13 protein-coding genes are annotated in these 12,674 nt (G+C 67.5%); 6 read left to right on the top strand and 7 right to left on the bottom strand.

What is annotated here, in order from left to right; all coding sequences use genetic code 11:
- Positions 1 to 151: 151 nt before the first annotated feature.
- Complete coding sequence (locus tag ACFTS5_RS08370; protein WP_378628836.1) at positions 152 to 931, top strand: oxidoreductase; 780 nt, start codon at positions 152 to 154, stop codon at positions 929 to 931.
- 117 nt (positions 932 to 1,048) lie between these two features.
- Here ACFTS5_RS08370 and ACFTS5_RS08365 read toward each other — a convergent pair whose 3' ends face one another.
- Complete coding sequence (locus ACFTS5_RS08365; RefSeq protein ID WP_378628834.1) at positions 1,049 to 1,390, bottom strand: LysR family transcriptional regulator; 342 nt, start codon at positions 1,388 to 1,390, stop codon at positions 1,049 to 1,051.
- Positions 1,391 to 1,531: 141 nt separating this feature from the next.
- Between ACFTS5_RS08365 and ACFTS5_RS08360 the strand changes: the two genes are divergently transcribed.
- Positions 1,532 to 2,542, top strand: coding sequence for a glutathione S-transferase family protein (locus ACFTS5_RS08360; protein ID WP_378628833.1), 1,011 nt, complete (start codon positions 1,532 to 1,534; stop codon positions 2,540 to 2,542).
- A 96-nt stretch (positions 2,543 to 2,638) separates the two neighbouring features.
- Positions 2,639 to 3,757, top strand: a complete 1,119-nt coding sequence (locus ACFTS5_RS08355) for a hypothetical protein (protein ID WP_378628831.1) — start codon at positions 2,639 to 2,641, stop codon at positions 3,755 to 3,757.
- On the opposite strand, the gene ACFTS5_RS08350 is transcribed toward ACFTS5_RS08355, so the two are convergent.
- From ACFTS5_RS08350 to fdxA, 4 genes are all read right to left on the bottom strand, one after another.
- Positions 3,653 to 4,027 (bottom strand): hypothetical protein, encoded by a 375-nt coding sequence (locus tag ACFTS5_RS08350; protein ID WP_378628829.1) that lies wholly within the window; start codon positions 4,025 to 4,027, stop codon positions 3,653 to 3,655. The two genes, ACFTS5_RS08355 and ACFTS5_RS08350, sit on opposite strands and share 105 nt — an antisense overlap.
- A 3-nt stretch (positions 4,028 to 4,030) precedes the next feature.
- Positions 4,031 to 4,603 (bottom strand): hypothetical protein, encoded by a 573-nt coding sequence (locus ACFTS5_RS08345; RefSeq protein ID WP_378628827.1) that lies wholly within the window; start codon positions 4,601 to 4,603, stop codon positions 4,031 to 4,033.
- A 121-nt stretch (positions 4,604 to 4,724) separates the two neighbouring features.
- Positions 4,725 to 5,645, bottom strand: a complete 921-nt coding sequence (locus tag ACFTS5_RS08340; protein WP_378628825.1) for a D-alanyl-D-alanine carboxypeptidase family protein — start codon at positions 5,643 to 5,645, stop codon at positions 4,725 to 4,727.
- Between the two features lie 91 nt (positions 5,646 to 5,736).
- On the bottom strand, positions 5,737 to 6,072 hold the full coding sequence (gene fdxA / locus ACFTS5_RS08335) for a ferredoxin (protein WP_378628822.1): 336 nt from the start codon (positions 6,070 to 6,072) through the stop codon (positions 5,737 to 5,739).
- A gap of 107 nt (positions 6,073 to 6,179) precedes the next feature.
- Here fdxA and ACFTS5_RS08330 point away from each other — a divergent pair, with 107 nt between their 5' ends.
- On the top strand, positions 6,180 to 7,124 hold the full coding sequence (locus tag ACFTS5_RS08330; RefSeq protein ID WP_378628820.1) for a LysR family transcriptional regulator: 945 nt from the start codon (positions 6,180 to 6,182) through the stop codon (positions 7,122 to 7,124).
- Between the two features lie 30 nt (positions 7,125 to 7,154).
- On the opposite strand, the gene ACFTS5_RS08325 is transcribed toward ACFTS5_RS08330, so the two are convergent.
- Both ACFTS5_RS08325 and rph read right to left on the bottom strand, forming a co-directional pair.
- Entirely contained in the window at positions 7,155 to 8,210 is a 1,056-nt protein-coding gene (locus tag ACFTS5_RS08325) for a Gfo/Idh/MocA family protein (protein ID WP_378628818.1), read from the bottom strand.
- A 58-nt stretch (positions 8,211 to 8,268) separates the two neighbouring features.
- Complete coding sequence (rph, locus tag ACFTS5_RS08320; RefSeq protein WP_378628816.1) at positions 8,269 to 10,875, bottom strand: rifamycin-inactivating phosphotransferase; 2,607 nt, start codon at positions 10,873 to 10,875, stop codon at positions 8,269 to 8,271.
- A gap of 398 nt (positions 10,876 to 11,273) precedes the next feature.
- On the opposite strand from rph, the gene ACFTS5_RS08315 reads away from it, so the two are divergent.
- Both ACFTS5_RS08315 and ACFTS5_RS08310 read left to right on the top strand, forming a co-directional pair.
- Positions 11,274 to 11,555: a hypothetical protein gene (locus tag ACFTS5_RS08315; protein ID WP_378628815.1), complete on the top strand. Its 282-nt coding sequence runs from the start codon at positions 11,274 to 11,276 to the stop codon at positions 11,553 to 11,555.
- 154 nt (positions 11,556 to 11,709) lie between these two features.
- The gene (locus ACFTS5_RS08310; RefSeq protein WP_378628814.1) at positions 11,710 to 12,642 is read left to right on the top strand and encodes a fatty acid desaturase family protein; all 933 of its coding nucleotides are present in this window, start codon (positions 11,710 to 11,712) and stop codon (positions 12,640 to 12,642) included.
- Positions 12,643 to 12,674 lie beyond the last annotated feature (32 nt).

Raw genomic sequence — 12,674 nt, 5'->3', positions numbered from 1 at the left:
GCTGACATTTCGTCTTTGCCTCGCGCTGTTTTCCGGACATACCGTGAAACAGCTCGACGAGGGAGGCACCGCGATTTCATCGAAGCTTCGCGCGCCGCACACGTCGATCCCCTGCCCGTCGGGCGAATACGCAAGCGAGAGGACCGGTGGCATGACCACGATCGAGAATGTTTCGCACACGCGAGAACTCGCCGGAAAACGAGCTCTGGTCACGGGCGGTTCCCGCGGAATCGGAGCGGCCGTCGTACACCAGCTGCTGGACGCGGGCGCCCAGGTGCTCACCACCGCCAGATCGGCGACGAACACAATTCCGGACGGGTCCGCCTTCGTGACCGCCGACGTGCGAACACAGGCCGGCGCACAGGCACTCGCCGCAGCCGTGCACGAGGTGCTCGGCGGGGTGGACATCCTCGTACACAACGCCGGTGGTGCGCGACCGCACGCGAGCGCTTCGGCCATCCCCGACCGCGAATGGCAGGACGCGCTCGACCTGAACCTGCTCGCCTCGGTGCGGCTGGATTCGCTGCTGGTGCCGGGTATGCGGGAACGGCGTTCCGGCGCGATCGTGCACGTCTCCTCGGCCGCGGTTCCCACCGCGGCACCACAGTTCCTGCACTACGTGGCCGCGAAAGCCGTACTCCAGACCTACAGCCGGGGACTCGCCTTGGACCTGGCCGTCGCCGGAATCCGGGTCAACACCGTGTCGCCGGGCAGAACCGCCACCCCCGGCGGTGAAGAGACCTGGCAGTTGTGGGCAAGGATGGACGCGACGGCGGGCGACACCGTCACCGCGATCGGCACGACGCCGCTGGGGCGCGACGGACAGCCCGCCGACATCGCCGACGCGGTGCTGTTCCTCGTCTCCGACCGCGCGAGCTGGCTGACCGGAACCAATCTGTTCGTCGACGGGGGCGAATTCCCCCGGGGCTGAAGCCGGTCAGCGCGCCGGCGGGAGTGACGCGGCCTCGGTCCAGGTCTGGCGGCGAAGGAGTTCGAGCAGGGCTGCCTCGGCCGGGCCCGGATCGGTGCGGACGACAGCGACGACGGGCTAACGGCGGCGCAGCGCCCGCGGCAGTTGACGAGTGCCGAAGCCCATCTGCGCCGCGACCACCAGCTCACCCACCAGCTCGTCGGCGCCTGCCCGCGCCGTCGCCCGTGCCCGCCGCGCCGCGTTCACCGCGACCTCCGCTTCGCGCAGGAACGCACGACCGACCACGGTGGGTACCAGTCCCGTCGGCGTGCGAGCGAACAGCTTCACGCCGAGTTCCCGCTCGAGGCCCCGAATCTGCTGCGACACCGACGGTTGAGCAACGTGCAACACCTCCGCCGCCGCCGTCACCGACCCCTCTTCGGCCACCGCCAAGGCGTACTCGAACTGACGAAGGCTCATCGGCGGGTTCCTCCCTGAGGGTGTCGAGCTGCCCCCGCGATGCTAGGCCGGTAGCTCCGGGCCGGCCACGATCGGTGCGTCGGCGACCAGCGGTGCACGGCGTCGAGCCGTCCAGCGCGCGGGGTGTGCGAGACTGGGGCGGTGAGCGATGCCGATGCGGGCACCTACGTCGAGGCGGGCGAGTTCCGCCGCGATACCAACTACATCACCACGCGGATCACCGCCGACGGACGTGAGGGCTATCCCGTCGAACCGGGGCGCTACCGGCTCGTCGCGGCCAGGGCGTGCCCGTGGGCCAATCGCACGCTGATCGTGCGCAGGCTGCTCGGGCTCGAGCCGGTGCTGTCGCTCGGGCTGTGCGGGCCCACCCACGACAAGCTCAGCTGGACCTTCGATCTGGATCCGGGCGAGGTCGATCCGGTGCTCGGCATCCACCGCCTGCGCGATGCCTATCTGGCCCGGTTTCCGGACTATCCGCGCGGCATCACCGTGCCCGCGATGGTCGACATCGTCACGGGGCAGGTCGTCACCAACGACTACGCGCAGATGACCCTCGACTTCTCGACCGAATGGGCCGCCTACCACCGGCCCGGCGCACCGCAGCTGTACCCGGAACCGCTGCGCGAGCAGATCGACGAGATCAACCGAGACGTGTTCCGCGACATCAACAACGGCGTCTACCGCTGCGGGTTCGCCGGTGATCAGGACGCCTACGACGCCGCCTACGTCCGGCTCTTCGCCGCACTCGACCGGATCACCGAGCGGCTGAGCACTCAGCGCTACCTGGTCGGCGACACCATCACCGAGGCCGATGTGCGGCTGTTCACCACACTCGCCCGTTTCGACCCCGTCTATCACGGCCATTTCAAGTGCAACCGCACCAAACTCAGCGAGATGCCGGTGCTGTGGGCTTACGCCCGCGACCTGTTCCAGACTCCCGGCTTCGGCGACACCATCGACTTCGGGCAGATCAAAGAGCACTACTACGTCGTGCACCGCGATATCAATCCCACCGGCATCGTCCCCGCGGGGCCGGACCTGTCGAACTGGCTGACCCCGCACCACCGTGAGGAACTGGGTGGGCGCCCCTTCGGCGACGGCACCCCACCGCCTGCGCCGATCCCCGCCGAGCAGGTACCCGCGATCGACTGAGGCTCTGTCTCCCGGCCCGATAGCCAAGCGGGGCAACAGTTTCGGTGATTCGTCGAAACGGTTTCGTGTCGGTGCTCAGCGCTAGCGTGCTCGGGTATGGACACCGTGCCCGATGCCTGGTTCGCCGACTTGCTGACGCAGCTGTGCGCGAGCGACTTCCGCACCGGCACCCGGCTCGACATCGAGCACGTGTGCGGTACTGCGGGGTGGCTGTGTCCGGGTGACGGCGTGGTGGTCATCCCGGGAACACCGTCCGGTGGCCGCATCGACGACGACCGCGGTGCCGACGGTAAGCAGCGCGCGCACCTGTCCATCGCCGTCGCGACCATCGCGCCCGAACTGTTCCGTCACTACCTGGACCTGACGGTGACGACGTGGGGTGCGCCGACATGGTTTTGCGGCCTGTCGGATCTCGGCGTCGGCTGGGTCGACGGCGACGCCCTGCGCATCCTCGAGCTCTCCGACCACGGCACGGTGACGCTACGGATCGAGTCCCTCGATGCGGATGCCCAACGCAGGTGGTGGAATTGGAGAACCCAGTACCACTACCCGGATCTCATCGACGAAGCCGACCGGGTCCCGAACGATGAGCACGATGTCTCGGTCACGAGCGCCGACGATTACGAGGTCAGCTTCACCTGGTCGGCCGGTTCGGCCGGGCGCGGCAGCGAGATCTGGAGCGTCTACACCCTCGGCCACCTGCGTGGTCTGCTGACCGACCTGCTGGGCAGCGTGCACCTCGCCATGCGAGCGCTGGGCCCCGGTCCCGAACCGCTTGTCCTGCACTTCTTCGACCGCGACAAGACACCGGATCGCTACGCCCAACTCGAGCTGTCGCCGACCGAGATCCGCCTGCGCGCCTTCACCACCGAGGCCACCCGCCCACACCTGGACCGGCTCGGCTTCGTCGACTGCGGTGACGGCAGCGCCACCCGGATGTGGCCGACCGACCGGGCACGGACCGCCGCCACTGTCACCGTGGTCTTCCTGCACCGAGTCGGGCTCGGTTCGGAGAATCTGACGATGACCGAGTCGGGGAATCCACTACCGATCGACCACTTCTCGGTGGATCTGCAGGTCGACCTGGAAGGTGACGGCGGCCTTCCGGCGTCAGCTGTCTCGCAACCGTTCGACCTGCCCATCGGACCGCTCGGTCCGCTGTCCGATGCGGCCGATCAGGGTGGCGAGGACGAACAGGGCGATCAAGATCAGTAGATGGGCGACGAAGAGCGCCAGCACGGGGAGCGCGAAGCCCTCGTCGGTGAGAAACCCGCGGTCACTGACGCAATACAGGGTGAAGTTGGTCGAGGTTCCTTCGGAGTCGTGGAAGGTGTCCGAGACGACGACCGGCGTGGTGGCCGTCGGTGAGCAGAACAGGGGTGCGGTGAGTTTCGCTTCGCCCGGCCAGATGGCAACAGCGATGAGAATGGTGAGGAAGGCGGCGGCGCAAGCGAGTGACACCGCGGAAATCAGGACGCGTCGCATTCGCTATACCTGCCGCACTCGAAGGAAGGTGCCGGTCCGGTCGAATTCGGCGACCATCTCCGAGCGTGGCGACAAGACATTGGCGACGATGCGGATCTCGCGGCCGAAACGGCTCACCACGATGACGGTCACCTGCCCGCCGGGCAGCGCGCTTCGGGCGAGGGCGGTGTCGACGATGTCCTCGATTCGCGACAGACCGGGTACCTCGCTGACGGCGAAATCCTCGCCGTCGAGGTCGTCGGCGGCGGAGACCCGAACCGGACGTGGTGCGCTGAGGGCGCCGAGAGCGAAGGAGTAGTCGTCGAGCTGCCGGGATCGATCAGGTGGCCGAACGCGCAGGCGCACGGTGGGTTCCCGAGCGGCCAGTACCTCGTCGCCGGACAGATATCGGGTTATCTGGGCGGGTTGGTCGTTCAAGGTGAGGCGGAACTGGGTCGAATTCGGTGGGGTGAGCATGATGACGTTCGCTTCGAGGTCGGTGGCACCGGTTCGCCGGCTCAGCGCCGCGATGGCCTCCTGCGGCAACGAACTCACCAACCCGCCGCCGCGCGCTCGCAGCTGATCCTCGAAATCCACCCGGTCCACCGCGCCCACGCACCCACTGGTGCCCAGTACGACCAGGCAAACGAGGACCCGAAACCATCTGCCACCGCGCACATCCCGAATGCTAAGCGTTGCGCCGGGATCGCGCCGGTCGTCAGCCCCCGACTGGTTGCAGAACGCGCAGAATCGGGTCGTAGGCCCAGTTCAGCATGCGTTCGGCGTCCTGCCGCGCGGCGGCGCTGCTGTGGTCGGAGCTGTGCAGGACGACACCGATCAGCGGGATGCCGGCGCGCACCGTCTCGAACATCAGGCAGTGTCCCGCGGCGTCGGTGTTGCCGGTCTTGATGCCGATGGTGCCGGGATATTCGTCGAGCATGCGGTTGGTCGTTTCCCAGCGGTGCTCGCGGTTGGCGGGTCCGGCGGGAACGTGGAAGTCCCGGGCGCCGACGATCTCGCGGAACAGCGGCAGGTTCATCGCCCGCACACCCAGTGCGACGAGGTCCGCCGGGGTGGAATAGGTGGAGTGATCGGTGGGATACGGCATACCGGCCGGGTCACTGAAATGCGTTCCGGCCAAACCCATCACCCGCGCGGTGTCGTTCATCCTGGCCAGGAAACCACCCTGACCGGGACCGAACGACTCGGCGACGGTGTAGGCGGCGTCGCAGCCCGACGGCAGCAGCAGCGCGTAGAGCAGTTGGCGCGCGGTGAGCACCTCGCCGGGAACCAGTCCCGCGGTGCTGCCGTTTTCCCTGGCACAGTAGGCGCCCGCTTCCTGCGGCACCGTCACCGGCCGTTCGAGGTCACCGCTGACGATCACGACCACCGCCGTCATCACCTTCGCGATACTGGCGATCGGGACCGGGGTGTTCGCCTCGCGCGACCACACCACCGTCCCGGTGAGCCCCTCCGCCAACGCCGCGCCCGAGGCCTGTACACCGTCGGGCCCGGCGGCCGGCCACGGCAGCAGACCGTCAGCACTCCCGGAGGGTGCGGCAGCCGCAACACCGTGACCAGCGGCGACGATCAGAACCCCGACAGTGACGGCGTGCAACACCTTGGCGAATGTCCGCATGGCGACATTCTGGCGTACAACTACGCCGACCTGCGGGATTTACCCCCTCGATTCACCGAACTCGTTGCCGTTGCGGTCCAACCCGCCGGAACTATGCCTGGAACTCCCGGACATAGATCGTGTCGACGCCGAGTACACCGACCGAGCTCGCGCCGCCCGGCTGACCGAGTGGCTCGGCCCGTCCGGGTAGCGGTTCGTGGAAGAAGCGGACGTTCTCGGTGACGAACTGTTCTTGGCCGGGCGGCAGATCGTCTTCGTAGTAGATCGCCTCGACCGGGCAGGCCGGTTCGCACGCGCCGCAGTCGATGCACTCGTCGGGCTGGATGTAGGCCATCCGATCGCCGATGAAGATGCAGTCGATCGGGCACTCCTCGATGCAGGCCCGATCCAGGATGTCCACGCAGGCGGCGCCGACCACGAACGTCATGTTGTGCTCCTCAGCTGTACTGGCCCGCAACTTGCGGTAGTGCTGATCCTGCTGCGCACGCTCGCGGGCGGGTAGCCCCGATATCCACCACCTCGTAAGGTTTCCTTATGAGCTTGCCGCCCGGAACGCCTGATCTGGAGGTACTCGATCTCCTGGTATCGGTGGCGGAGCTGGGCAGCCTCGGCGCCGCGGCGCGCCGACACGGCATCAGCCAGCCCGCGGTCGGCATGCGCATCAGCGCGTTGGAACGGCGGCTGCGGCTGCGGCTGCTCGATCGCGGACCCACCGGTTCGGCCTTGACCGATGCCGGTGCGGCCGTGGTCGAACTGGGTCGGCCGGTACTGGCCGCGGGACTCGCCCTGATGGACGGTGTCGCGGAACTGCACCGCGAACTGTCACCACAACTGCATGTCATCGCCTCGAAAACCATCGCCGACCATCGGATTCCGCAGTGGCTGGCGGCATTGCGCAAGCTCCGGCCCGAGCTCGCCGTCGAACTCGACGTGGCGAACTCCCAGCAGGTGACCACAGCGGTGCGCGATCGCGAGGTCGTGCTCGGATTCGTCGAGGGCCCGCAGGCGCCCGCGGGGCTGGGGAGCCGGGTACTCGTGGCCGACGAGCTGGTCGTTGTCGTCGCACCGACCCACCCGTGGGCCACCCGCACGCGCCCGGTGAGCCCACGCGAACTCGCCGATACGCCGCTGGTGTGGCGCGAGAAGGGATCCGGGACACGGGACACCGTGTGGGCCGCGCTACAGATCCACGGCACCCCCGCGCGACCTGCGGCCGAACTCGGTTCCGCCGCAGCCATTCTCGCGACCACCCGCAGCGGACTCGCGCCCGCGGTGGTCAGCCGGCTGATCGTCGCCCACGAACTCCGTGCGGGCACTCTGCACGAGGTCGACCTGGCCGATTCGCTGGTTCTGACCCGAAAGTTCCGTGCCATCTGGCACCGCAGCACACCACCATCCGGCCCCGCGGGCGACCTGGTCGACCTCGCCGCCCGCATCGAAGCGGCCCGACCGACAGTACGACGACCGCCGCGAGACTGACCGATCGTTTGCCTGGCACCGGATCTTCGCTCACACGGACAGATTCGGCATCGGCACCGGGCACGACCCGCTGCGCAGAGAGCGCGCACCCACGACACCGACCAGCGACGCCGCGACCGCCGGGCCGACGGGCACCAGCGGTAGCGCACCCCGCTCGACACACGCCCGAAAGCCTTCGAGGATTCGGACCGTGCCCTCAGCCTTCGGTTCGACCAGGCTGCCGTCCGGCAGCGTCACGGCGGCGGGTGCGCGTTGCTCGTCGCGGGTGACGCCGTCACCAGTGGTCCAGCCTTCTTTGCGCACGCGCACCGACCAGGCGCGAGCGCCCGGTGCGCGAACCGATTCGGCGAGCCCCTCGGTACCGCGCACCGAGACCCAGCTCCAGTGGCTGTCCGGTTCGCCTTGCAGGAATCCGTGCCGGGTCACGGCCAACCCACCGCCGCTGAGCCGGACCACCATGACCACCGCGGACCTGGAATCGGTGGTGTCGACCGGAAAGGCCGTCACCTCGGTCGGCAGCTCGCCGGTGAGAGCGAGGATCGGCGACAGGGTGTGCGTGCAGTACGCCGTCGGCTCGATACGACCACGCCAGTGATTCGGATCGCCGATCAGGCCCGAGACATCATCGGGCGACATCGCGTGCAGATAGTCCGCCTCGACAAGCGTCACCCGTCCGATCTCCCTGGCTTCCACGGCTTTTCGAAGGAGCCGGACATGTGGATGGAAGACGTAGTTCTCGGCGAACGAGTACGTCGCGGCCGAGCGTCGTTCGGCCTCGAGCAGCGCGATCGCTTGCCGCTCGTCCGCACACGCGGCGGATTCGGAGAGCACGTGGATTCCGCGGTCGAGGAAGGCGACGGCCAAGGGGGCGTGCTCGTCGAAGTCGTTGGCGAGGACCACCCCGTCGAGGTCGTACTCCAGCAGGACGCGCCAATCCTCGAACACGGCCGCCGATGACAGGTGAACGGCCGCTTCTGCCCGCCGGGCCGGGTCACGATCGCAGGCGGCGACCACCTCCATACCCAATCGCCGACACCACGTCGCCAGATACAAGCCCATTCCCAAACCGACCACACCTACGCGCATGGCTTGATGCCTCCTGGATACTTCTTGCCGAGCAGGTCACTCCCCCTCGATCAGTTGCCTACCACTCCGCAAGGATCTCGACGTAACCGTCGGTGCCGTTCACGCGGATGCGCTGCCCGTCGCGGATCAGCTCGGTGGCGTGTTCCACGCCGACGACGGCGGGGAGGCCGTATTCGCGGGCGATCACCGCACCGTGGGTCATCAGGCCGCCCACTTCGGTCACCAGTCCCGCTATCCCGACGAACAGCGGGGTCCAGCTCGGATCGGTGTAGGCGGTGACCAGGATGTCACCGGATGCCAGGTCGGCCTGCGCGATGTCGGCGATGACGCGGGCGCGCCCTTCGATCGTCCCGGCCGAGACCGCCAAGCCTGGCAGTGCCCCGGCGGGAAGGTCCTCACGCCGATATGCCCCGGCGAGGGCCTCACCGTCGGAGGTGAGCACTCGCGGCGCGGTGAGCGACCGATACGACCGGAACGCGTCTTGTCGTTCGTCGACGAGGCCCCGGTCGGCCAGTTGCGTGCGAACGACCTCCTGCAGCTCGTCGAATCTCAGGAAGAAGATGTCGCCGGACTCGTCGAGTGCACCGGCCCGCACCAGCCGTTCGGCTTCGCGCAGCAGCGCCTGCTTGTAGACGAAGTAGCGGCTGACCATGCCGTATTTCGGGTACTCCCGATATCCGGAGAACGTGCGGACACGCTCGATCATCCGCGCGGTCTCCGCGGCCTTCTGCTCCCCCTCGGGGAGGGCTCGCAGGCGTCGCAGAATCTGTTGTTCCGATTGTTCGGCCTCGCGCAGGCCGTCCTCGAAGCGACGCCTGCCCTCGCCCGGCCCGAAGTTCTTGATATTGCCGAGAATCGTCGGTACCAGCGTGGCGGGACTCTCGCTCCAGCGCGGCCGGGTGATGTCGATTTCGCCGGTGCAGCGCATGCCGTACTTGCCGAGGAACCCCTCGATCGCGGCTCGTGCGTCGTCTCCGCCCGGGTGATCGGCCAGACCGTCCAGGAAATCGTCGCCCTCGATCCGCTCCAGGTAAGCCACCACCTCCGGATGCGGGCGGATCACATCGGCGACATCCAGCAACGCCAGACCCATCTCCGATGTCACGTTGCCGGGGACCGACTGGGTGAGTGCGTCGGCGGCGTTCTTCTCGCCCAGCCATTCCCGCAATCGATCGTTGAGCCACTCCGTGGCCTCCATCGCGGCCATGATCACCTGCAAACCCTGGGGAGCGAACAGGACCCGCCGCAGCTCCTGCTGAATATCGGTCCAGATGAAGTCGAGCAGCGGCGATCCCGACAGATCCGCGATGTCGCGCTTCATGGCCGCCAGCGATGCCTCGCTCTGCGCGATGAGCGCGGTGACGATATCGGGATCGGTTTCGATCGGCGCGGGGGCGGTACCGAACGGCGCCGCCGGTGCGCCGGAATCCTCCTCTGGCACTGGACGAACGAAGTCACCGCGCTCGAGCACTGTGCGCAGCGCGTCCCCCATCAGCGGGTCGGACTTGCCGAGTCCCGCCGCCAACGCGGCGCCTTTCGCCGGGACGGACACCATCGCGGTGACATCGACGAACAACCGGCCGCCCGCGTCGCGCATCGGCGCGTTGCTCGTCAGCTGCCACACCGAGAGCCCCAGCGGCTTCATCGCGTCGGTCATCATCTGCTGATGGCCCACCGACACATAGACGTGGTTCTCCCCGTCGTCGGCGGCGGGGATCGGGAACAGGCTGGTGATCGGCCTGCTCTGCACGACGCGGAAAACATTACCGTCCGAACACCATTCGATGTCCTGAGGGCTGCCGAAATGCGCTTCGATGTGGCGGCCGAGCCGCGCGAGCCGCAACACCTGCTCATCGGAGAGGACCGGCTCGTTCCGGTGTTCTCCCGCGATCTCGCGCACCTGGGTGCCGCCTGCCGGGACCGGCTCCACGCGAATCTTCTTGGTGGCGATCGTCTTGTCGGTGATGTGGTCGTCGCGAACCCGGTAGACGTCGGCATTGACCAGACCCGACACGAGCGCCTCACCGAGACCGAAACCGGCGTCGATGGACACGACCGTCCGGTCGCCGGTGAGGGGGTCGGCCGTCATCAGGATGCCGGCGGCGCGCGCGAACACCATCCGCTGCACGACCACACCCATCCGGATCTTCTTCTGGTCGAAGCCGTTTCGCAGTCGATAGGTGACCGCTCGCTCGGTGAACAGCGAACCCCAGCACCGGCGGACATGCTCGACGATCGCCACCGATCCCACGACATTCAGAAAGGTGTCCTGCTGGCCGGCGAACGAGGCGCCCGGCAGATCCTCGGCCGTCGCGCTGGATCGCACGGCACAGGCGTCCTCTGCTCCGAGCCGAGTATGCGCGGCGAGGATCGCCTCCACGACCGCGTCCGGCACGACCAGCTCCTCGATCATGCGCCGCAGCTGCGCGCTCAGCCGGGAGATCGAGGCCCGATCACCTGGCTCGAGGCGCGACACCTCGTCGAGCCGAGCATCGAGCGCCGGCTCCCCCGCCACCGTCCGATCGAAGGCATCGGTCGTCACGCAGAACCCGTCCGGCACCTCGGCACCGTCGATCCGCGACAACTCACCGAGGTTCGCACCCTTACCGCCGACGATCGCGACCATTGTTCGATCGATCTCGTCGAACCCGAGCACATAGGCCATCCCGCTACTCCTCACCTGGTGGTTTCGGTCTAACGCGAGCGATTATGGACCAGGATTCAGCGCCTCATGAGGGCCCGGAATCGTGTATACAGTAGAAGGGGGAAAGCAACGGGAGCGTTCGTGCGCCCGACACCGGCGGCAAATCCGTGACCACACCGGATTCCAGTCGACCACAGCCCCGATCCGCCTTGATCGGACTCGGGTTGCCACATCGCGAGGCAACCGGCCTCCGAAAGCCGACCGCTGCCGCGTGACGGGCGCTTGTGCCATGTTGCCCATCGATTGCGGATGCCGAGATTTTCACCTCGCGCGCCGATCCGGGCCGCCTGCGACCCCGAATACGTGACAGATCAGCTAGCACGCAGCGTCCAGCCCCCGGCTTTGCCTGTGAGGACACCATGGCCACCGAGAACCCTTTCGACTCCCTGCCCACGACCGATTCTTCCGCCGAACCGGCCCCGCCGTCCTGGGCCGCGCCTGCCCTGCTCCTGTCGCTACTGATGCTCGGCCTCGACCTGGTGGCCCTGATTCCCCTCGGTGCGTGGATGCGCGACTACGGCATCGGCCTGGTCTGCACGATCTACCTGATCCACGTCCTGGCGTCGACCGCGGTGGCCGCATGGACCGTGAGCCAGTTCCCCCTCCAGCTCGATATCGAACCGGAGCAGCAGAACACCTAGCCATACCGGTGCGGCAGTGGGGGATGCGGGTGCATCCCTGCTGAATTGTCGGCGAACACCGAGTTCACGGCACCTTCGGGCCTGCCACACGTGGGTGCGCTGATGGCAGGATAGAGGCGGAGTTTGCCTGATCTACCCGGAGCACCGCTGCACCATGACTCGAACTCGCACCCCGCGCCCGTCCGATGTACCGCGAGCTGTCGGCGGGGACCTGGTGAATGTGCGACTCATCGTGCTGGCGTTGACAATCGGCGTCACCCAGCTGTTCGTGATCCCGCTGGCACTGCTCCCACTGGATGCGGCGTGGGGTTGGGCCCTGGTGCCGCTGACGCTGACCATCACGCCGTTCTGGGCACTGATCCACGAGGCCGTTCACGGGTCGCTGCTACAGAATCGGACCCGCAACGACCGGATGGGACGCATGCTGGCGGTGGTGTACGGATCGCCCTTCGCGATGCTGAAAGTGGGCCACCTGCTCCACCATCGATACAGCCGGGTCCGTGAGCGCAGCGAGATCTATGACCCGGCGACGATCACTCTGCGAGCCGCCGCTCCCCCGTTCTATCTGAAACTGTTCGGCGGTTTGTACCTGCTCGAAGTGCTCGCGCTACTGCTCGCGCCGATGCCCGAGCGAACCATTCGCGCACTGGGACGTCGAGTGGACGCACCCGATTCGGTCGGTGGTCTCGTCCTCGAGCGTGTCGCCCAGCCGGCGGTTCTGGGCAAGTTCCGCACCGACGCTGCCGCGATCGTCGTCCTCCACACCGCCGCGTTCCTCGCCTACGGCGCACACGGCTGGATGCTGCTCGCCGCGATCGGCGGCCGCGCCCTCATCATCTCCCTCTCCGACAACGCCTACCACTACGGCACCGACCTCGAATCACCCAGAGCAGCAATGAATCTGCGCCTGCCCCGCACACTCGAGCGCTTCGCCCTCAGCTTCAATCTGCACGATGTGCACCACCGCCACCCCGGTCTGCGCTGGTACGAGCTGCGCTCCCGATTCGACTCCGAAGGCGCTCACTACCACCTCGGCTGGTTCCGCGCGGTTGCCCGTCAACTCCGCGGTCCGATCGAACTGACCTGATTTCGCTCGATCCCGCGGCGCCGGGTGAGGCA

The sequence above is a fragment of the Nocardia sp. NPDC056952 genome (assembly GCF_042674185.1).
Lineage (GTDB): Bacteria > Actinomycetota > Actinomycetes > Mycobacteriales > Mycobacteriaceae > Nocardia.
This window is presented reverse-complemented; position numbering and strand designations above follow the sequence as displayed.

Coding starts and splice junctions, on each gene's coding strand:
- ACFTS5_RS08370 (WP_378628836.1), top strand. CDS start 152: ATGACCACGATCGAGAATGTTTCGCACACGCGAGAACTCGCCGGAAAA.
- ACFTS5_RS08365 (WP_378628834.1), bottom strand. CDS start 1,390: ATGAGCCTTCGTCAGTTCGAGTACGCCTTGGCGGTGGCCGAAGAGGGG.
- ACFTS5_RS08355 (WP_378628831.1), top strand. CDS start 2,639: ATGGACACCGTGCCCGATGCCTGGTTCGCCGACTTGCTGACGCAGCTG.
- ACFTS5_RS08350 (WP_378628829.1), bottom strand. CDS start 4,027: ATGCGACGCGTCCTGATTTCCGCGGTGTCACTCGCTTGCGCCGCCGCC.
- ACFTS5_RS08340 (WP_378628825.1), bottom strand. CDS start 5,645: ATGCGGACATTCGCCAAGGTGTTGCACGCCGTCACTGTCGGGGTTCTG.
- fdxA (WP_378628822.1), bottom strand. CDS start 6,072: ATGACGTTCGTGGTCGGCGCCGCCTGCGTGGACATCCTGGATCGGGCC.
- ACFTS5_RS08330 (WP_378628820.1), top strand. CDS start 6,180: ATGAGCTTGCCGCCCGGAACGCCTGATCTGGAGGTACTCGATCTCCTG.
- ACFTS5_RS08325 (WP_378628818.1), bottom strand. CDS start 8,210: ATGCGCGTAGGTGTGGTCGGTTTGGGAATGGGCTTGTATCTGGCGACG.
- rph (WP_378628816.1), bottom strand. CDS start 10,875: ATGGCCTATGTGCTCGGGTTCGACGAGATCGATCGAACAATGGTCGCG.
- ACFTS5_RS08315 (WP_378628815.1), top strand. CDS start 11,274: ATGGCCACCGAGAACCCTTTCGACTCCCTGCCCACGACCGATTCTTCC.
- ACFTS5_RS08310 (WP_378628814.1), top strand. CDS start 11,710: ATGACTCGAACTCGCACCCCGCGCCCGTCCGATGTACCGCGAGCTGTC.